General features: G+C 44.2%; 16 protein-coding genes. 10 read left to right on the top strand and 6 right to left on the bottom strand.

Annotation, left to right across the window (positions count from 1 at the left end; genetic code table 11):
- Nucleotides 1-167: 167 nt before the first annotated feature.
- The 9 genes from PUW25_RS19525 to PUW25_RS19485 all read left to right on the top strand — a co-directional run bounded on the left by PUW25_RS19525 (nucleotide 168) and on the right by PUW25_RS19485 (nucleotide 15,822).
- Nucleotides 168-794 carry a 50S ribosomal protein L25 gene (locus PUW25_RS19525; protein ID WP_047913253.1) on the top strand — a complete coding sequence of 209 codons (627 nt, stop codon included), beginning with the start codon at nucleotides 168-170 and terminating at the stop codon, nucleotides 792-794.
- Nucleotides 795-976: 182 nt separating this feature from the next.
- Nucleotides 977-1,447 carry an Imm26 family immunity protein gene (locus PUW25_RS19520; RefSeq protein ID WP_274337421.1) on the top strand — a complete coding sequence of 157 codons (471 nt, stop codon included), beginning with the start codon at nucleotides 977-979 and terminating at the stop codon, nucleotides 1,445-1,447.
- A 169-nt stretch (nucleotides 1,448-1,616) separates the two neighbouring features.
- Nucleotides 1,617-2,585 (top strand): LacI family DNA-binding transcriptional regulator, encoded by a 969-nt coding sequence (locus PUW25_RS19515; protein ID WP_274337420.1) that lies wholly within the window; start codon nucleotides 1,617-1,619, stop codon nucleotides 2,583-2,585.
- Between the two features lie 183 nt (nucleotides 2,586-2,768).
- Nucleotides 2,769-3,719 carry an ABC transporter permease gene (locus tag PUW25_RS19510; RefSeq protein ID WP_274337418.1) on the top strand — a complete coding sequence of 317 codons (951 nt, stop codon included), beginning with the start codon at nucleotides 2,769-2,771 and terminating at the stop codon, nucleotides 3,717-3,719.
- 13 nt (nucleotides 3,720-3,732) lie between these two features.
- A complete protein-coding gene (locus PUW25_RS19505; protein ID WP_274337416.1) occupies nucleotides 3,733-4,629 on the top strand; it encodes a carbohydrate ABC transporter permease in 897 nt (298 codons plus the stop codon).
- A gap of 121 nt (nucleotides 4,630-4,750) precedes the next feature.
- The gene (locus PUW25_RS19500) at nucleotides 4,751-6,373 is read left to right on the top strand and encodes an ABC transporter substrate-binding protein (protein ID WP_274337415.1); all 1,623 of its coding nucleotides are present in this window, start codon (nucleotides 4,751-4,753) and stop codon (nucleotides 6,371-6,373) included.
- Between the two features lie 24 nt (nucleotides 6,374-6,397).
- A complete protein-coding gene (locus tag PUW25_RS19495; protein WP_274337413.1) occupies nucleotides 6,398-8,866 on the top strand; it encodes a PfkB family carbohydrate kinase in 2,469 nt (822 codons plus the stop codon).
- The gene (locus PUW25_RS19490; RefSeq protein ID WP_274337412.1) at nucleotides 8,863-11,142 is read left to right on the top strand and encodes a GH32 C-terminal domain-containing protein; all 2,280 of its coding nucleotides are present in this window, start codon (nucleotides 8,863-8,865) and stop codon (nucleotides 11,140-11,142) included. The genes PUW25_RS19495 and PUW25_RS19490 overlap by 4 nt, the downstream gene beginning before the upstream one ends.
- 189 nt (nucleotides 11,143-11,331) lie before the next feature.
- On the top strand, nucleotides 11,332-15,822 hold the full coding sequence (locus tag PUW25_RS19485; RefSeq protein ID WP_274337411.1) for a GH32 C-terminal domain-containing protein: 4,491 nt from the start codon (nucleotides 11,332-11,334) through the stop codon (nucleotides 15,820-15,822).
- A gap of 163 nt (nucleotides 15,823-15,985) precedes the next feature.
- Here PUW25_RS19485 and PUW25_RS19480 read toward each other — a convergent pair whose 3' ends face one another.
- The 3 genes from PUW25_RS19480 to PUW25_RS19470 are packed head-to-tail and all read right to left on the bottom strand — an operon-like array spanning nucleotide 15,986 to nucleotide 17,104.
- Nucleotides 15,986-16,555 (bottom strand): manganese catalase family protein, encoded by a 570-nt coding sequence (locus tag PUW25_RS19480; RefSeq protein WP_090725167.1) that lies wholly within the window; start codon nucleotides 16,553-16,555, stop codon nucleotides 15,986-15,988.
- A gap of 23 nt (nucleotides 16,556-16,578) precedes the next feature.
- Entirely contained in the window at nucleotides 16,579-16,845 is a 267-nt protein-coding gene (locus tag PUW25_RS19475) for a spore coat protein CotJB (protein WP_274337410.1), read from the bottom strand.
- Nucleotides 16,846-16,885: 40 nt separating this feature from the next.
- Entirely contained in the window at nucleotides 16,886-17,104 is a 219-nt protein-coding gene (locus tag PUW25_RS19470) for a spore coat associated protein CotJA (protein WP_081872672.1), read from the bottom strand.
- Between the two features lie 314 nt (nucleotides 17,105-17,418).
- Between PUW25_RS19470 and PUW25_RS19465 the strand changes: the two genes are divergently transcribed.
- Nucleotides 17,419-17,781: an HIRAN domain-containing protein gene (locus PUW25_RS19465; RefSeq protein ID WP_081872670.1), complete on the top strand. Its 363-nt coding sequence runs from the start codon at nucleotides 17,419-17,421 to the stop codon at nucleotides 17,779-17,781.
- A gap of 11 nt (nucleotides 17,782-17,792) precedes the next feature.
- On the opposite strand, the gene PUW25_RS19460 is transcribed toward PUW25_RS19465, so the two are convergent.
- From PUW25_RS19460 to PUW25_RS19450, 3 genes are all read right to left on the bottom strand, one after another.
- A complete protein-coding gene (locus PUW25_RS19460; RefSeq protein WP_274337409.1) occupies nucleotides 17,793-18,911 on the bottom strand; it encodes a glycosyltransferase family 4 protein in 1,119 nt (372 codons plus the stop codon).
- Nucleotides 18,912-19,106: 195 nt separating this feature from the next.
- On the bottom strand, nucleotides 19,107-20,393 hold the full coding sequence (locus PUW25_RS19455) for a glycoside hydrolase family 27 protein (protein ID WP_274337408.1): 1,287 nt from the start codon (nucleotides 20,391-20,393) through the stop codon (nucleotides 19,107-19,109).
- A gap of 130 nt (nucleotides 20,394-20,523) precedes the next feature.
- Nucleotides 20,524-21,408 (bottom strand): helix-turn-helix transcriptional regulator, encoded by an 885-nt coding sequence (locus PUW25_RS19450; RefSeq protein ID WP_205054832.1) that lies wholly within the window; start codon nucleotides 21,406-21,408, stop codon nucleotides 20,524-20,526.
- Nucleotides 21,409-21,507: the final 99 nt, after the last annotated feature.

Here is a 21,507-nt window from a genome sequence, read left to right as displayed (position 1 = left end):
TCAGGCTGTCGAGAGAGACTCGGCAGCTATTTTTATTTCTTTTTTATGAGAAAATCGAGATTCAATCCCGTTCATAGGGGTAGTTATACATATGGCCCTGATTCTATTTTGTTATTTGTTATTGGGGGCAAATTCGAACCATGGACTTGTAAGGAGGATGTTTAGATATGAAATCCAACGGAGAAACGGTCCAACTAATTGCCGAGCAAAGGACACAGAAAAAAGGTTCAGGTTTACGAAATCTAAGACAGAGCGGACGCGTTCCGGCTGTTGTATACGGACAGCAATTTGACAGCATTCCGATTCATGTGGATGCGAAGGAATTTTCCCGCGTATCCCACACGGGACGCTCCGAGCTGTTCGAGCTGAAATTGGACGGCAAAACGGTGCCGGTGCTGATCAAGGATATGCAGAAACAAAACGATCGACTGCTTCATGTTGACTTTATAAAAATTGCCAAAAATAAACCAATTCAGGTCTCGATCTCAATCGATTTCCAAGGTACAGCGGTGGGTTCCAAGGCAGGCGGCGTATTCCAGACGCTGTTGACAGAACTCGAAGTCGAAGGATTGCCAAATGATCTTCCAGCTGTCATTGAAGTGGATATCTCCAAGCTGGAGGTAGGGGACAAGCTGGCTGCATCCGAAATTCAGTTGCCGAAGGGTGTGTCACTCGTTACGCCTGAAGATACTCTCGTTGCTTCTGTAGGGGTATTGCGTGCAGCGGATACGGATACAGGCGAGGCAGCGGAATCTAGCGCTGATGAAGAGGTAGCGGCATCCGAAGAAGAATAATTAAGATGTTGAATAAAATATAGAGTAAGCTAGAGGACTCTGCGCATTTGAATGTGCAGGGTCCATTTTTTACCGTCTGCGAGCTAAAAAAACTTGCGATATACTATTCTCAATTAATGGCTTTGGTTATGTTGTTAATTTACCAAGACGATATTTAAACGAGCTAGTGGAGTGATTGAATTATGCGAAAGAAGAAAGTTAATATCGGGGATGTATTTGTAATCCCGATTAAAGAAAATCGTTACGGTTATGGACAAGTAGTATTATTTGGCTCATTTTTTAAGATTTTTATTGCTTTTGATTTTATTACTGATGAAAAAATTACAGATATAAAAGAAATTTTAAGTAAGGATATTATTATTCTTATAAGATCGAATTTGGTATTTATAGAGGATGGGTATTGGACTATATTGGGAAATGCTGAACTACCTGTTGATTTAGCTTTACCTGAGTATTATATACGAGAGGGCCTTGATGATTCCGAACTAGTTACTGCTGAAGAAGATTATGTTCGGATTGCTACAGAAGAAGACCTGAAAAAATACTCGATAAACGCAACGTATACTCCTGGTGTTCTTGAAGATATTCTAAATGCTATTGTCGACGGAGAAGACTGGAAAGAGGAGTATGGGGATGTAGTATATAAACCATAAATGATTTTCTATTCTGAAAATCACTAGATCAAATTTTTTACTGTTCGAGTTCGAAACTAGTTGAGTTATGCATCATTTTGAGTATATCTAATTATTTTCAAATAAATATTGAAACGTTTCCAATTCAGTGTTATTATGTTTTTCATAACAGAGCTAAGTGGGGGGTTAGATGCCTAGTATTAAAGATGTTGCCAGTCTAGCTGGTGTAGCTGTTGGAACCGTGTCCCGTGTTATTAACAATTCGGGCGCCGTAAAACCTGATACTCGCAGAAGAGTAGAGGAGGCCATACAAGAACTAAATTACTTTCCAAATGAAATCGCTCGCAATTTAAAGATGCAGAGATCAAAGACAGTAGCACTGCTTCTGCCTAGCATCTGGAATCCTTTCTTTTCTGAGCTCGCCTATTACATAGAAGATGAGTTGGATCAAGAAGGCTTTAAGCTCATGCTGTGCAATAGCGGTGGCAAGCCTGAAAAAGAATTGTATTATTTAGATATGCTACAGCAAAATAAAGTAGCAGGTATTGTTGGGATTACTTACAATGATATCGAAAGCAGTGTGAGTAATCATATTCCCATCGTAAGTATCGACAGACATTTTGATAAAAAAATCACGTGTGTGACTTCGGACAATTACGAGGGAGGACGTCTGGCTCTAAAGGAACTTATTAAAGCGGGTGCCCGCAATCCGGCATTCATTGGAAGTGTCACCTCCGTTTTTAGTGAAACGATGAATCGAAGAAAAGGATTCGTTGATGAAGCGAAAAGTTTGGGAGTCAACTATGTAGTATATGAGAAGCCAGACCCGATTGAGGACGAAGATGCTTATTTTGATGAGTTTTTTAATACTCATCATGATGTAGACGGGATTTTCGCTATTACTGATCTGCTTGCCGCAAGCTATATAGAAAGAGCAAGAAAACGGGGGATTCGTGTTCCAGAGGACGTTAAGGTCATTGGATATGATGGAATTCAGGATCATCCATATTTTCATCCGATACTGTCTACAATCAGGCAGCCTGTGGAGGAGATGGCGCGAATGACGATCAGGCTTCTTTTTAAAAAGTTTGAAGGTGGAAAATTAGGCAAGGACGTGTATCATCTACCTGTACAATTCAGGCAGGGTGAGACTACATAACCTTATAAAAATTGATCGTTAGCGGTAACTCCTCTAACGATCAAAGTCAACCCAGTCTATTTGTCTAACTTGGAAAGCTAAAGTGATGCAGGTTGTTTTTCTTATGTAAAATTGGAAACGTTTCAACTTAATTGGAAACGTTTCAATATCACTTGAATATAACAGGAAAGAGGGAATATAAGGGTGAACTCAAGAGACTCTGCAGGATATCAACCCAATAGCCAAGTCAAACGGAAAACTTGGACTCGAATCAAACGTGACTATGAACTGTATCTGTTTCTATTGCCAATCATCATTATTTATGCCGTATTCAAGTATTATCCGATGTACGGAGTGCAAATTGCATTCAAGGACTTTTCGCCAAGCCAAGGGATTTGGGGGAGTGAGTGGGTAGGATTCCAGCATTTTATTGATTTTTTCAATTCCTATAACTTCTGGACGATCATAACCAATACACTGACGCTCAGCTTTCTATCACTCCTATTCAGCTTCCCAGTTCCAATTATCATCGCCATTATGCTGAATCAGATGTTAGGCAAGCGATATAAGAAATTTATTCAAACTGTCATCTATGCACCACACTTTATATCTACCGTTGTTCTCGTTGGTATGCTCCATGTTTTTTTATCCCCTAACAGCGGAATTGTGAATCATATCATCACTTGGTTTGGGGGGGACCCAGTTCTGTTTATGGCAGATGAAGGCTGGTTTCGTCCTTTATATATACTGTCAGGAATTTGGCAAGAAACCGGGTTCTCCACAATTATATATTTGGCAGCTCTGGCGGGAGTCAATCCTGAATTGCATGAAGCGGCAATTATGGATGGAGCAAGTAAATGGAAAAGAGTATGGTATGTCGATATCCCAAGTATCCTGCCGACAATCGTGATCTTGCTGATTTTAGCACTCGGTAACATCATGAGTATTGGTTTTGAAAAGGCGTTTCTCATGCAGAACGATTTGAACTACGCCACTTCCAATATTCTTCCGACTTATGTTTATGAGATGGGAATTCAGAAGGCGCAATACAGCTTTTCTACCGCAGTGGGACTGTTCAATTCCGTCATCAATATCATCTTGATTGTCACCGTCAACCGGATTGCTAAAAGATTGACAGAGACCAGCCTTTGGTAAGGGGGAGTTTACTTTGAATCAATTATTGAAAAGAAAAAGCAGAGGGGACGTTATATTTGACGTTATTAACATAGTTTTATTGACCATGGTTATGCTGCTTGTTTTATTCCCGTTGTATTTTGTACTCATTGCTTCATTCAGCGATCCAAACTATATCTATTCCGGGGAAGTGTGGCTGTTTCCAAAAGGTTTTACATTAGATGGATATGTACGAATATTCAGTGACTCATCGATTTGGATAGGATATGCCAATTCCATTCTTTATGCCGGTTTAGGAACATTGATCGGAGTAGCTGTGACTGTGTTTGCGGCCTATCCATTAGCTCGTAAAAACTTGGCGGGCAAATCTGTTATTATGTGGTTTTTAATGCTTACCATGTTTTTTAGCGGCGGGCTGATACCTACTTATCTGTTGATTAAGGATCTTCACATGTTGGATACCATTTGGGCTCTTGTTATCCCTGGAGCGGGCGGTATATTCAATGTCATTATTGTGAGAACGTTCTTTCAATCATCCATCCCGGATGAAATGTGGGAAGCTGCTTCAATTGACGGCTGCTCCAACACCAGGTTTTTCTGGAGCTTTATACTGCCGTTATCAAAATCAATTATTGCTGTCATGGTCCTGTACCATGTGGTTGGTTTCTGGAACGGATTTTTTGATGCTTTAATTTATATGAACGACGAAAACAAATATCCGTTACAGCTGGTGCTTCGCAATATCCTCGTCCAGAATCAAGTGAACTCCGGAATGATGGTAGATGTTGAATCCTATGCGGCGAAAATGCGTGTTACGGAGCTTATTAAATATGGCGTTATCATCGTATCCAGCCTACCGCTGCTAATATTGTACCCCTTCTTACAAAAGTACTTTGTTAAAGGTGTCATGATCGGTTCAATTAAGGGATAATGATCATTTTTTGGGTACCTGAGAGGGGGGATGTACGGCAGAAGCATATTCTGCAATCCAATCACTGAATTAGCAATCAGCTTATGCTAGATTAGCAAGATCCTAAGGGAGGTTCATGTACATGAAATTTGTATTCAAGAGTACGGGGATTCTATTACTTTCTGGAGCGATTGTAATAAGTGGATGCTCTGGAGGCAGTGGCGATTCAAACAATACCGAACAAGCTGTCGACTTCAACAAGACGGGTCTTCCGATTGTCGAAGAAACGATATCGTTAAAAATGGTATCCCCAAAAGCTGCGTTAGCACCAGAATATTCGGAGATGGAAATCTTCAAACGTCTGGAAGAAGAAACTAACGTTAACATCGAATGGGAGAACATTCCGGATACTGACTTTGCAGAGAAGAAAAATTTGCTGCTGGCCAGCGGCAATCTACCAGATGCGTTCTATGGAGCCGGATTTTCGGATTATGAATTAATTAATTACGGTGAAGACGGAACCATCATACCTTTAGAAGAATTAATTGAGCAATACGCTCCTAATTTGAAAGCGCTCTTAGATCGAAGACCAGATATTAAAACATCGATCACAGCACCGGACGGACATATTTATGGTCTTCCTTCATGGGAAGAAAATAACCTTGGAACGAACCCTTTCTTCCATATTATCAACAAAAAATGGCTCGACAAATTAGGCCTCAACATGCCAAAGACGTTGGATGAATATACGGAGGCCCTCGTTGCATTTAAAACACAAGATCCGAACGGAAACGACAAAGCCGATGAGATACCGTTAAGCTTCATGCATATGCAATGGTGTATGGACATTGCAGGAATGTTCGGAGCATTTGGGCTTCCGGATAACTTGGAACACCGGATCGTCCGTGATGGGAAAGTTATTTTTACAGCTACTCAGCCCGAATACAAGGAAGCTCTCAAATATTTTCATGAAAAATGGTATAAGCAAGGATTGATTGACCCCGAATCCTTTACTCAGGATGCAGCACAATATCTCGCCAAGGGTAAAACAACAGATGAAACACTGGGCTCTTATATTTGGTGGGAAAAAGAGGAAGTTGTGGGGCCTGAACGGGCTCAAGATTATGAGCTGTTAGCTCCTCTAATCGGGCCAGATGGATCCCAAACTATTGGACGAAGCAACGGAGGAGGTCCGGGTCGTGGTGCATTTGTAATCACAAAAGAAAATCAAAACCCTGAGATTACGATGCGTTGGATCGATCAGCAGTATGAACCCTACATGGCAGCGCAAATTCACTGGGGACCGCTGGATGTCGTGTTTGAAAAGGACGAGAACGGAAAATTAGTCAATTTACCTCTTCCTGATGGAACCTCAGCAGGCGAATTCCGTCAAAAAGTCGCTCCTGGAACAGGGGGTCCAGGCGTTATTACGAACGAAGACTTCGGAAAAGTGGTGGATATGGAGCCTCGGGCCCAGCAGCGTGCTAAAGATTTGGAGAAATATTACGATCCTTACATGGAAAAGGAAAACTATCCAAGCATCTTCTTTGAGCCTGAAGAGCTGGATAATATCAATAAGATTGAGACGGAACTCATTAAATATGTGAATACAGAGCGAGGAAAATTTATTGTTGATGGCGGTATAGATGAACAGTGGGATCGTTATGTAGAGACTCTTGAGAAGATGGGACTCAATGAACTGATGGAAATCTACCAAAATGCGTTGGATCGTTACAATGCAAATTTAAACAATAACAATAATTAATTAGATGATGGGTGGAGAGAAACTGTGCTTGATGCAATAGCCATTGGGGAAGTGTTAATAGACTTTACTCCTGCTGGTCTTACAGAGGGAGGAAACGAGCAGTTTGAGTGCAATCCTGGAGGAGCTCCAGCTAACGTAGCCGTGGCTCTCTCTCGATTGGGAACCAAAACTGCATTAATTAGTAAGGTTGGACAAGATCGTTTCGGTTCATTGCTGCGCGACACTTTGCTGAGCAGTGGGGTTGATGTGTCAGGTATTTCTTCTACTAATGAAGCTAATACAACGCTCGCATTTGTCCATTTGAATAATGACGGAGACCGATCGTTCAGCTTTTACCGGAAGCCAGGAGCGGATACCTTTTTGTGCCCGCAAGATATCCCTCTAGATCGGATTGAATCCTGCCGGTTACTGCATTTTGGATCGTTGTCAATGACTCATGAGCCGGCAAGTTCGGCAACAAGAGCGGCAGTAATTAAGGCTAAAGAAGCTGGAGCCCTGATTTCTTTTGACCCGAACATCCGGTTTGCGCTATGGGAGACGAAAGATGCAGCGAAAGAGAGTATTCTTTGGGGCATGAAATATGCAGACATTCTGAAAATTTCAGAGGAAGAGCTCTCCTTTATTACGGATTTAACAGATATAGAAAAAGGAGCACAAGAACTGCAACAACAATACGGCATCGCTTTGGTTGTTGTCACGTTGGCCGATAAAGGCTGCTATTACCGATTGACTGCTCATGATGGGTATGTTCCGGGTTTACCAGTGAAGGCTATCGACACGACAGGAGCTGGCGACGCTTTTCTGGGCTGCTTACTATTTAAGGTACTGGAATATGGAATCTCCTTGAATCAGTTCACTCAACAACAAATGATCGACATGTTGAGATTTGCTAATGCGGGAGGGGCATTCGTAACAACACGGAAGGGAGCACTTCAATCTATGCCAACAACAGATGAGATAAACAAAATGATGGACTCGTATAAACAGCTCAATAATGATGGTTGGAGACCAGGATATCATTTTTCGCCATCCTCCCATTGGCTCAATGACCCGAACGGATTGGTTTATTACGAAGGAGAATATCACCTCTTTTATCAATACCATCCCTTCAGTAATAAATGGGGGCCGATGCACTGGGGCCATGCTATAAGCCAAGATCTTATTCATTGGCAGCATGAGCCAATCGCTCTGTTCCCAGATGAACATGGAGCCATTTTCTCCGGTTGCTGTGTGGTGGACTGGAATAATAGCAGCGGACTTTTTGTCGGTTCTCCTGGCTTAGTTGCCATCTTTACCCATGCGGATACATATCCGGAGACCGGTCAGCCGAGGCAGCGTCAAAGCTTGGCATATAGCAGCGATAAAGGGCGCACCTGGCACAAATATGAGGAGAATCCAGTTCTATCTGAGCCTGATCTGGTTGATTTCCGCGATCCTAAAGTATTCTGGCATCCTGAAAGTAAACGGTGGGTGATGGCTATTGTCGCGGGAGACCATGTTCGGTTTTATGGGTCAGAAAATTTGCGTGAATGGTCGCTGACAGGCGAATTCGGTCACAGAGAAGGCTCGCATGATGGGGTTTGGGAATGCCCTGATCTTTTTGAACTGTCAATTGATGACACAGGACGTACCAAATGGGTGCTTGTTATAAGTATTGGAGACAACGCTTCTTGTCCAGAAGGCTCACGCACACAATATTTTATCGGTGAATTCGATGGAAATACATTTATCAACGATAACGCGGCTGATCATATCATGTGGCTGGATTACGGTCGGGATAACTACGCCGGGGTAACCTGGTCAGATGTACCTGAACAAGACGGACGTCGAGTGATGATGGGTTGGATGAGTAACTGGAAATATGCCAACGAGACACCAACAGGTTCATGGAGAGGGTCAATGACGCTTCCTCGTACCTTGTCATTAACCAATCGGGATGAAGGAGTGGTATTGACTCAGATGCCCGTTCGGGAAATAGAGCAGTTACGGAAGCGTTCTATGAGTTGGTCTGAAGTCATGATTAATCCGGAGATACCGTTTAGCCAGAAGATGAGTGACAATCTGCTTGAGATTGAAGCGGACATTGATATTAGTTCCTCTGACGAAGTCCATATCACATTGAAGTCTTCCGAGGACAGTGAAACAGTGATTGGTTATGACCCTGTGCGCCAATGGTTGTATATCGACCGTTCGAAGTCCGGTCTGACTGACTTCCACTCCTCATTTCCTTGTCATCACGGTGCGAGCATGATTCCGGATAATGGAAAGATTAAGCTGCATATCTGGTTGGATCGCAATGCAGTTGAAGTGTATGGGAACGAAGGTTTAGTTGTACTGACCGACCAAATTTTCCCTAAATCTTCGATTAATATGATTTCCATTAACTCCAGATCAGGACAATTACTACTGAACTCATTGCATATCCATGCTCTTCAATCCATTCATGATTCTGAGAGGAAGCCGGAGCAGTTATCAAGGAGGAGAGATGGATGATCAATACATCAGGTAACAGGGGATTAATGATGTCTTGGACCTTCGATGAAGGAACAGGGACCGGAACTATAGAGAGTGTGGCCCATGTTAGGAATGAAATTCAGTACGTGTTTAATCAAGCCGAGTTCAACGAACCGCAAGAACCTCAGTGGAGAAAGGGCGTGATGGGAAGCGGTCTCCTATTCGATGGTTATTCGACTTATATTGCCCATACCGTCCATGAGGGAAAGCAGAACATGAAGGAAGAGTATCAAGATGCTCTAAGTATTGGAGTATGGGTGGCACCGCGTTTCTATGGATGGGGTTCTGAAGGCAAGTTGTCTGCTATTGTGAGCAACCATGATTTCGATCGCAAGCAGGGATATTTGCTTGGGATGTTCCGTCATGGCTCTTGGTCCTTTCAGGTCGGCCTAGAAGGTGGGCCCTGGAGGGAAGTCTGGTCTCCGGATGGTTTTGAACTGCCCAAAAATGAATGGTCTTACGTAAATGCTGTATTTGATGGTAACCAGGGTCAAATGAAGCTGTATCTAAACGGCAGTGAGATTGCATCGGCGGATCTCCCTCGTGGTTCCCGTCTAGCTAAGGCTTCGGACACAGAACTGTTCATCGGTAAAAATAACCACAGCAGCCTGCTGGCCGACATGTTCAGCCTTCACATGTTTAGCGGTATCTTGGATGAGCTCAAAATTTATAATCGTGCTCAGAGCCCGGAAGAGGTAATCAATTCTTATCGATATGTGCTGGATACCGCCTATCAAGGATCCCATCCGCGATTACCCTATGATGAAATCAAGCTGGATCGAACTCCACTGCTGACGGATCGGCATAGACCTCAGTATCATGTCAGTCCACCGGCCCATTGGATGAATGAGCCCCATGCTCCCATCTATTTTGACGGGCATTATCATTTATTCTATCAGCATAACCCCCTTGGGCCGTTTTTTCATCAGATTCATTGGGGACATTGGGTAAGCAAGGATCTCGTACATTGGCGTGATCTTCCTGTGGCCCTGGCTCCAGAAAAGGATCAGCTCGCCCCGGACGGAATATGGTCAGGAAGTGCAACCTACGATGCAGACGGACTCCCTGTTTTGTTTTTTACGGCGGGCAATGACAGTGCTTCACCGAACCAAAGTGTGGCACTTGCCCGAAGTACCTATTCCCTCGATAAGAATCCAGATCTAGTTCAATGGGTCAAACATCCGGAGCCGCTAATCGTACAGAAAAAAGGAATGGGGGCATTCGGAGATTTCCGGGATCCATTCGTATGGAAGGACGATGGTGAATGGTTTGCTTTGGTTGGATCGGGAATCGAAGGTGAAGGCGGAGCGGCACTGGCCTTTTCATCACAGGACATGATGAATTGGACTTACAAAGGACATTTGTTTAAAGCGGATATCATTAAATTCCCTTATCTTGGACCCATCTGGGAGCTTCCTGTACTTCTTCCTCTAGGCAGTGACAAGGAGGGGAAACACAAACATCTTCTTCTCGTCAGCCCTGTGGGACAGGGAGCAGATGTCGAGGTATTCTATTGGATCGGGCAACTCGACAAGCAAAATTTATCATTCATTCCCGATCAAGAGGAGCCTCAGTTGATTGACGTCGGTGATTTCCATTTTACTGGCCCAAGCGGAATGGTTGATCCCAAGACGGGGAGGAATATTATATTTACAATAGCTCAAGGTGATCGGACTTCTGAAATGGAATATAAATCGGGCTGGGCTCACAATGGTGGCTTGCCTATCAGTGTGTATTTGAGAGATGATGGACGGCTTGGAATCGAACCGATTCAGGAGCTTCAATCTTTACGTGGCAATAAGCTCTTATCCCTACATGATAAGTTACTAACTGAAACTAACGAACTACTTCAGGATGTTCAAGGCGACATGCTTGAGATTCAGATGGAAGTGGAGTCTTTAAGCGCCAAACAACTGGGAGTTAAAGTCCGTCGAACTCCTGATGGAGAGGAAGAGACCCTGTTGTTTTATGATATGAACGACTCCATGTTCTCTGTAGATCGAACTAAAACCAGCCTTCATCCGGGAGAAAAGTGCCGAGGAATACAAGGCGGTAAGCTGGAGTTGAGTGAGGAAAATCTAAGGCTTCACATCTATATAGACCGTTCCATGGTTGAAGCCTATGCCAACGGATTAAAAAGCCTGACGACCCGGGTATATCCAAGCCGAAAGGATGCTTTGGGACTTGAAATCTGGGGAGATGGGGATCTGTTAGTTAAATCTTTGGATATATGGGAAATGCAATCCATTTGGTAAGAAGAGCGCTTATGCGCTCCTTACTTTCTGCATAAAGGACTAAAACAACCTGTGTATTTGTAAAAAGCGCTTCGTTTATTTACTTTTTTTCCTCCGTCTCCATTATGACTCTTCATCCTTGTAACAGGGGGAGCTGTTGAACTCTGATATCGATTTATCTGGATACGAAATCATGAAGGAGGCTCTTGAATGAGAAAAATAAAAGCAAGGAAAAACTGGATCACGGGATTGGTCGTAGGGACAATGGCTCTCCAGCTTGTAGCTCCTGGAATATCATTTGCTGCCGAAAATGAAGCGGGTAGCGCGATGACTTCTAAGAATGATGTAGATATATCTGTTACGGATGCAGTTTATCAAATCCAGAACCCTGGATTTGAAACTGGAGATCTAACGGGATGGACAGTCATCGAAGGTGAAGCATTTGGTCCGAACAGCGTATCAGATGAAACCGTTTGGTGGGCAGAAGAAATACCATATAACCAGGAAGGCGGTTATCATCTAAACGGTTGGAGGTATGACGAAGCTGCGACAGGTGTGATTCGTTCGAGCAGCTTCGAGCTAGGCGGAAGCGGCTGGATCAGCTTCAAGCTTGGTGGGGGTAAAAACTCAAATAAGGTATATGTAAATATCGTGGAAGCCGATACGGGACAAATCATTTCCCGGTACGGAAACAGTGCTTTCGCTGATGTTGGCTTCCCAGATCCTGAGGAGGGCATGCGGCTTGCTAACATGGAACAGTATAAGGCGGATCTTTCCGAACATATAGGGAAAAGTCTGTATGTGGAGATCGTCGATAATGCAACCACAGACTGGGGAGTGACATTTGCAGATGCATTCTTCATGTATCATGAATCCGAACCGGCTGAAGGAATTGTCGCAAAGGATATCAAACCTGATTTCAAACGTTATCAAATCCAGAACCCTAGTTTTGAAAGTGGGGATTTGACGGGATGGACAGTCATCGAAGGAGAAGCATTCGGCCCGAACAGCGTAACGGATGAAACCACTTGGTGGTCGGAACAAATACCATATAACCAGGAAGGCGATTATCATTTGAACGGATGGAAGTATGACGAAGCTGCGACTGGTGTACTTCGTTCGAGTACTTTCGAGTTGGGGGGAACAGGTTGGATTAGTTTCAGACTGGGTGGAGGTAAGCATACGGATCAAGTGTATGTAGACGTTATTGAAGCGGATACAGGTGATGTGATTGCTAGATACGGAAACACTGAGTTCAATGAGTCGGGGTTCCCAGATCTGGATCAGGGATTAAGAACAGCAAATATGGTCCAGTATAAAGCAGATTTATCCAAGTTCATCGGCAAAAAAATGTATGTGGAAATCATTGATTATGCAACTGCGGATTGGGGACTCATTTTTGCAGACGGCTTCAACACCTTCAACGAAATTGTACCAGAAGCAGGCGTCATGGCGGATAACATTTTACCGCTCGAAATTCTGAATCCCGGCTATGAGACCGGAGATTTGGAAGGCTGGAGAGTTGAAGGTAATACTTTTCAAGTGACTGATAAGGCACATCCGGATAAAGAGGGTAGCTATTATGTCGAATCCTCTGTGGAAGAACAGGGTACCCTGACCTCCAATACTTTTACCTTGCACGGAACCGGAAACATTAACTTCACCGTATTGGACATCATAGGCAACTCTGAAGAAGTATTCGTCGGACTATATGATGCCATTAGCAATGAGTTGCTTATCAAGACTGGAGATGCCAGCGACAAAGGGGAAATTTCCTGGAACGTGAGAGAGCACTATAACAAAAGGCTTTATTTAAAGGTTGTGGATCAATCCAGTGAGGCAAGTATTGCCGTTGATGCCTTCCAAGCTCATGGCAAGGGGGACATTTTCTACATCAATTTTGATGAAGGCACAGGAAAGAAGGTCCTTGAGAAAGTAAGTAATCTGGAACATGAGGTGAATTATGTATTTAACAATGCCAGATATATGGACTCCAAGGATCCGAGATGGACTCCGCGTGGGGTGAAAGGAGGTGCCCTGTTATTTGATGGTTACTCGAATGATATTGAGATCAATGAACAGGATGTCATTCCTGTAACCGATGCTTTAACGATAGAAGCATGGGTTGCACCACGCAGCTACGAATGGGGAGACGGAAATAAGTTATCTGCAATTGTAAACCAGTCCGATCAGGATACAGCGGAAGGTTTTTCTCTAGGCATGTACCGACACGGCACCTGGTCCTTTCAGGTCGGGATTGGTGGTCAATGGATTCAGGTTTGGGTAGAAGATCATCCACTTGAAAAATACAAATGGAACTATGTGGCAGCTACTTTTGATAAAAAGGATGGAATGATCAAGTTGTATCTAAACGGTGAGGAAGTCGCTTCTAAAGCGACACCGGTTAATATACCGATCACACCGTCTACAGAAAGTCTGATTATCGGTAAGAATAATAAACCGGTGGAGTTGGCAGGACTGTTCTCTTACAATATGTTCTCCGGACTTATAGATGAAGTGAAACTGCAAAATAAAGCACTTACTCATCAAGATATCCTTACTGAATATGAGAGTGTTCAAACACTTCACGGAGGTTCGATTCCTGAAATTCCAGATGGTGATATTGATGAAGATCCAAGTGTATTCAATGGTGATCAGCATCGTCCACAGTACCATGCGATCGCTCCGCAAAATTGGATGAATGAAGCCCATGCACCAATCTACTATAACGGCAAATACCATTTATTCTACCAACATAACCCGCAAGGACCTTTCTGGCATCAAATCCATTGGGGACATTGGGTAAGTGACGATATGGTTCATTGGAAAAATATGAGGCCTGCTCTTGCCCCAGAAGCCGGTACGCTTGATCCGGACGGTACATGGTCAGGCAGTGCAGCGTATGATCGAAACGGAAATCCCGTTCTATTTTATACTGCCGGTAATGATTCGCAGTCACCAAACCAAAGAACAGGGCTTGCCATGCCGGCCGATTTGTCCGATCCCAATCTGGAACAATGGGTAAAGCATCCTAATCCCGTAACGGAGCAGAACGGTAACGGTATTCATAATGAGTTCCGGGATCCATTCGTTTGGTATGACAAAGAGGTAGACAAGTGGTACCAGTTAGTTACTTCTGGTATTCAAGATTTCAGCAGCGGCACAGCCTTGGTATATGTATCGGACGATATGTACAACTGGGAGTATAAGGGACCGTTATACGTTAGTGACAGAAGCCTTTATCCGGAGCTAGGTACTGTATGGGAACTGCCGGTCTTGCTCCCTTTAGGCAAGGATAGTACGGGCAAGGAAAAGCATATTTTTATGATCAATCCACATGAGAAGCCGGAGCATGTTCCTCCAGTAAATGATGTGCAAAGGGATGTTGAGGTCTTTTACTGGATCGGTACCTGGGACCGGGATAATTTCAGGTTTATTCCTGATCAAGACGCTCCATCAAAAATGGATGTAGGGGACGGTTACTTAACTGCAGAGAGTGGAATGGTGACTCCTGACGGAAGAACGGTCGTTTTCTCTATGGTGCAAAATGTAAGAACACCGCAAGCCGAATACCAAGCCGGATGGGCTCATAATTTAGCTTTGCCGGTCTCACTTAGCTTAGATGAGCATGATCAATTGCGTATCGAGCCAATTGAGGAATTAGAGAGTCTCCGAGGAGATAAGGCAGTTGATTTTACAGACAAAAATTTGGCTGATGCTAACCGGTTAATCGAGAATGTTAAAGGTGACATGTTAGAGATTGTTATGGAAGTCGATCCAGGTGAAGCCCAGAAATTTGGGTTAAAGGTTCGACGCTCTGATAATGGACAGGAAGAAACGCTGATATATTACGACAAGTCCGATGGGACCTTTAATGTGGATCGGAGTAAAAGCAGCATTGATCCGGATGTCCGTGTAGATGGAATTCAGGGAGGATATGTGGATTTGGATGGAGAGAATTTGAAGCTTCACATTTTCCTCGACCGTTCTGTTGTTGAAGCTTTCGCAAATTACAAGAAAAAGCTGACAACCCGCGTCTATGTAGGCCGATATGACTCCTTAGGATTACAGGTCTGGGCCGATAAAGATATTACCGTGAATTCGATGGAAGTATGGGAAATGAATGCTTTAACGGGCAATCCTGCTCCTCCTGTCGATGTACCTAACAACTGGGACAACTCCGTATATACGGATATTACAGATCTTCCGAATCATGATTTTGCTACAGGTGATTTAACAGGCTGGATTACGGAGGGAGATGCTTTCCAAGATATCCATGTAACGGATATGCCGTTTTTTTGGGACACGATTTATTTCAACCCATCGCAAAAAATCCCAGGTGGCTATCACTTATGGGGCTTCAGTGAGGAAGCCGGGGGTGACAGCTTGACGGGAACATTAAAGACACAAAACTTCGTCCTAGGCGGAAATGGTAAGATTGACTTTCTCATTAGCGGCGGCCGTGATATAGATAAACTCTATGTTTCATTGGTTCGAGTGCGGGACGGTAAAGAATTGTTTAAAGAAACGGCAACAAATTATGAAGAGTATCAACGAAAAATTTGGGATGCGTCTGAATACATTGGAGACGAATTGTATATTAAGGTCGTAGATCAATCCACAGGTGGTTTTGGGCATATTAATGTCGATGATTTTAACGTACCGGTTAAGGAGCAGAATTCGAGTTCTCATTTAGAGTAAGATGAATTTCATTATCTTTTGCTGCTTTGAAGTCTAATCCCTTCTTCTAATTAAAATGCAAAAGTGGAATGCTTGATAAATAAATAACCAGCTGATCAATGCGATCAGCTGGTTATTTATTAAACTTACAGGTTATGTCACTCAGATTCTTGATATCTTAATGCTAAAAGTACTTCTGATGACTCCGATCATCCTTAATGATCTCGACCGCTTCACGGAAGCGCTGGGAATGTACGACCTCCCGCTCTCTGAGGTACTTGAGACCGTCCTGCAGATCCACATCATCGGTCATGTCAATGAGCCACTGATAGGTCGCCCGCGCCTTCTCCTCAGCAGCAATATCCTCATACAGATCAGCAATCGGATCACCTTTGGCCTGAATATAGGTAGCCGTCCATGGCACACCAGATGCATTCTGGTAGAACAAGGCATGATCGTGATTGACAAAGTGATCTCCAAGTCCCGCCGCCTTCATCTGTTCTGGTGTCGCATCCTTCGTTAGTTTGTACACCATGGTGGCAATCATCTCCAGGTGGGCAAACTCTTCAGTTCCGATATCCGTGAGCAGTCCGATGACTTTGTCGGGAATGGTATACCGTTGATTCAAGTAACGCAGCGCTGCAGCCAGCTCTCCGTCAGCACCTCCGTATTGCTCAAGAAGAAATTTGGCCATCATGGGATCGCATTTGCTTACGCGAACGGGATATTGCAGTTTTTTATCGTATACCCACATGGTATGAATTTGCCTCCTTTACGTTAGACTTGCCATGGCCAAGGGGATTTGGCCCATTGCCAGGAAGACTGCTGTGCTCCGCTTTGACCGTATTGAAGCAGTGGACCGTACAGAGCCTCAAACTGATCGGCCAGCTCTCTTCTCGTTTTGGCATACAGATTGAACTGCTCAAGTGCAGCAGGGTCATCGGGGTGCGTATCCAAATACAAAGTCAACTCGACAAGCACAAAATCCAGCGCCTGCAGCTCGTGCAGCAATTTGTAATAGTTCTCGTCAACCGTAGGATTCACATCTACTCGCCCCTTTCTTATCAGGTTGTTGCTCTACAAGTTACTTGCTCTTTGGCGGATCATACGGGCTATATAGTGCTTTCCACAACGTACCGTATTTCAACGCGTCAAATGCACTGAACTGGGGCAGGTTAGGCGGCTGAAATCCTAGATATAGATTGGGCGGTGTGCTGTAGTATTTCACACGAATCGGAGGGCACGGATCAAACGGACCAACAAAGGGCTCATACGATTTAAACTGTGTGTGGGAAGAATTCATGAAGCTTGATCAACACCTTTCTCTAAAGTAGAGAGCAATGGAATCTGTAAGATGTATATGCCAGTCAGTTTTGTCCACATACGTATAATAAAAAGGATTGAACTATTTGCGTATTTGCTAAAGTTTAACATGGTAATACGATAAAATATGAAATACAAACTCCGTATCTTTTATATAATATCAGGTCTTAAGGTCCGTATTTTCGATTTATATTTTTATAAAATAGTTCAAAAGTTTTGTTTTTTCTGTAAAAAAACCTAAAACGGTTACCGATAAACTTATCATTGACTACTACGAGCAAAGGAGGTATTTACGTGCATAAAAAAGTTTATGCCGCAATAACAGATATGAAGAACCATCGGTACTCCTCTAAATTACGAGTAGGAGAGCCTGTTTTTCTAATTAAAGATCCAGATAACTTGTCCGACTCTGAAGCGATTCGCGTTGTTCTGCCTCCTCATGGACAAATCGGTTACATAGCAAATAGTCCGGAAATCGTACCCAGAGGCTGCTGCAGCGCAGGAAGAATATACGATACCTTCAAGCAGCAAACACTGGGTATAGTACAGTTTATTTTTCAAGATATGGCGATTATCGAGCTTAGAGAAGTGACCTCTATGCCAGGGGCGGAAGAGAAGGAAGTCTTCATTATGTATCGAACATCCGAAAGGATCTAGAGATTGAAGCCTTATCCTTCGTTGCCCGTTAAGTGCTGGTAGGTGGCTTCCAGCCGCGAAGCCGTTGCTTGCCAGGTATAATGGAGCAGTGCTTTCTCTCTCCCGTTTGCTCCCATGGACTGAGCCAGCTCAGGGTGCTTAGCAAGCCTAGCAAGCCGATTAGCAAAGCCAAGCGGATTCTTATAATGTGTAACTAAAAATCCGTCATGACCATCTTCGATGATTTCACGGATCCCTCCATTTTTGGAAGCAATGACGGGGATGCCCGAAGCTAGCGCCTCTACATTAACCAGTCCAAATGCCTCATGCTTCTGAGAAGGGCATACGATGCAGTCCGCAAGCGAATACAGCTGGTGGATTTGTTCATGCTGAATTTCACCTAGAAAAAGGAGCTCAATTCGGAGTGTTTTGGCAAGCTGTTTAAGCCGGGCAGGATAAGCTGCGTTCTTGCTCTTGCCGGCAATGATGAGCCGGGTCTTGATGGAAGGCTGTATTCGATGGAGGGCCCGCAGGATAACCGGAATTCCTTTTTGAGGGATGACTCTGCCAACAAACAGTACGTTAAAACGATCACGGGATATACCGTAGCGCTCCATATGAATTTGTTTTTCTTCCATAGTTAGAGGTCTGAAGCGAAGAACATCGACACCCAAAGGTATTGTTATGATGCGATCGGAAGGCAGGGAGAATCGGCTTATAATCCGTCTTTTTAAGGAGCGGCTGTTTGCGATAATAAGATCAGCTCTTTGAAGCAGGGAAGAGATTGAAGCGGATTTTGGAACAAAGGTGAGGGAATGCAGAAAGAGAGCTACAGGCTTATCCGGATAAGCCTGTTTAATCTTTGCCATGCAGCGGGGACGGTTATCTACTTGAATGAGATCCACATGATCCAGCGTTTGGATGCACTTAATTACCTCTACTGCATAATCCTTTCTGCTCAGAGCAGGTACTCTTTTGATAACGAGATGATCATTAATAGATGTCTCAGGAGGAAGCTGCGGTGTTAATTTGCTGATAATCGTAATTTGATGGTGTACAGAGAGCTCCCTGGCGATGGCGAGCATGCAGATTTCTACAGAACCGCTACCCGGCAGGGGGAATTGCTCAGGGCTAACCATCACGATATGCATGTATATTGCTCCTTTCCGTTTGTCATCCATTAGAACACTCACTTGAGAAGTGTGTATCATCTTCAGTTATATATATGCTGCTGAACAATGAGGAGTTAGCAAATCGGGCAGACATTAGAGTGAGCGCTAATAATGGCATAAGAAAACCGTACCCCAGGAGCTAACAGAGAGTACGGTTTATTTGTGTTATCTCATTTAAAAGGAGATTCGGTATAATACCGCACCATGGGCGGGAACTTCCGCTTTAATGACTCCGGTCTCAGAACGTGTCCCACTTCCACTCCACAGATCCACAAGCTCTACATCCTGACCCTGAATACCCAACGCGTTGAGACTAACGACGATTTCATTCGCCGTTTCCCCGATGTTAAACAATGCAGCATAAACGATATTGTCACCTTCCTGCGCGGACCATACGATGCTATGCTCTGTACGGCTAATCTGTCTGGCATCATGACTGTGCTGGTGCATATGCAGTACTTCTTGATTCGTGATCAGGGATAATGTCCAGTCATCGTTGTCGCGAAGTTCCCCGCCAAACATAAGCGGTGAGCGGAAGATAGACCATAAGGTCATCATCGTAATCTGCTCGTCTTTGGTAAATCGGGTCCATCGATCACTTCCTCCGCCATCCACTGAACGAATTCCAATATGTCCAAGCGGCAGCATATCACAATCCGGCCAGTTGCCGGGAGCAGGGCGTCCTTCCCAGGCCTTACAGCGGTCGAACATATCCAGCAGCAGACTCCAATGATCCCAGAAATCATCTGTCATTCGCCACATGTTGGCGTGCTGTTCCAGATCATCGGCATGCTCTACTTTAGCAGGACCCGGTGAGAGACTAAGTACAATATCCCGACCGCAATGCTCAATCGCATCATGAATCAGCTGGATCTCCGGGAGGTGAGGTTCATACAGGCGAGAGGCTGCGATATCGTCGACTTTAACAAAATCAACGCCCCATTCGGCATACAGTTCAAACAGTGAGCGATAATAGGCGGCTGCGCCTTCCTGCGAGGCATCGACACCGTACATATCCGTATTCCAGGGACAGATGGAGTTCGGATGGGCGATATCTCTTGCATTCTGCTCGGAGCCCTTGATCTTCGTTGCCGCGTGAGCAGCTTGTCTAGGAATCCCCCGCATGATATGAATTCCAAATTTGAGCCCAAGGCTATGTACATAATCTGCGAGCGGTTTGAAGCCAGCCCCGCCCTGTGCAGAAGGGAAGCGATTGACGGCCGGGATCAGACGTGAATATTCATCCATTTCAAGCGGGACAAATTTCCGGTAGATGGATGAATTGGCATGCGGCTCATACCACTGTATATCGACAACAACGTATTCCCAGCCATAAGGCTTTAAGTGCTTGGCCATATATTCCGCATTGCCTCTGATCTCGGCTTCTGTGACTGCTGCTCCGTAACAATCCCAGCTGTTCCAGCCCATAGGCGGTGTCTTGGCATAATCTCGCTGTGACATATTGATCTTCTCCTTTGCCTCTCATGTATTGAAATCTAAATAATAAAAAATAGCTCTTATTCAATATTGTAGAAGGCAGGGAGTACAGAAATCTATAATAATAAAACGTGTTTAATAGTAAAATATTGCTCTAATCAAAGAAGAGGCGGTCATAATTTAACCGGTGGTCTCGTTCACGGAACGATCCTGGGGTTTGTCCCGTTTTGTGATGAAAGACTCGGATGAAATAGCTGCTGCTCGAAAAACCTACTGCTTCAGCGACCTGTGCAACACTCAATTCTGGTCTTCTCAGCAGTTCCACGGCCCTTTCGAGTCTGACCTTGTTTAGATATTCATTTGGAGTCATACCCACCGTACGAGAGAAGAGTCTGAGCAAGTGATATTTGGAGATGTGAAGCTCATTTGCAAGTTGATCCAGGCTGATCATTTGGTCGTAATTGGACTCGAGATAATCTACAGCAAGCCGGATGCTGTCTGGCCAGCCGTCACGATGCTTGTGCTCATGACTCGCATATCTGCTGAGCTCTAGTATAAATTGATAGACCAGTGAGGATGCATAATAAGGATCTGTAATTCGTCCAGCTCTTGCTTCGGTATATATTTCACGCAGCAGCTTTACCGGACGGCTTACCGGAGGAAAAGAGGGGACGCTGCCGAGCTTATGCTTTATTTCTTCCCAGAAAGGTGCAATCAGGGCAGGACGGATGAGCAAGAAATAAAATTCCCACGGTTCACTCCCTTCACTCCAATAATACTCGTGAGCACTTGGAATTTCCGCCAGAAAAGCACTGCCAGAAGTCATTTCGAAGGCTTGTTCATTTGATCTGAATACGCCTTGGCCTTCGGTGGTGTATTGGATTAGAAATAACGGGCCGTCCGTACGCTCCAGCCCATTCCAGTAGTAATCGGCATGGTTGATCTTGTCATAGCCAACCGCATAGAGGTAGCAGAAAGGATGCTGTAGAGTTTCTGTGAAGCGGAACCCATAGATGCCATAAGGTTTATCTGTTTTCATCAGGTGCCTCCATTGTCATGGAAATACCCCTGCTGTCTTTAATATGCAGGGGTGAACATACATGATCCTATTTTAAGGGAATGGAAGAAGAAAACAAAT

It is taken from the genome of Paenibacillus urinalis, assembly GCF_028747985.1.
GTDB classification, from domain to species: domain Bacteria; phylum Bacillota; class Bacilli; order Paenibacillales; family Paenibacillaceae; genus Paenibacillus; species Paenibacillus urinalis.
Note: the sequence above shows the minus strand (reverse complement) of the source record. Positions and strands in the feature narration are given on the sequence as shown.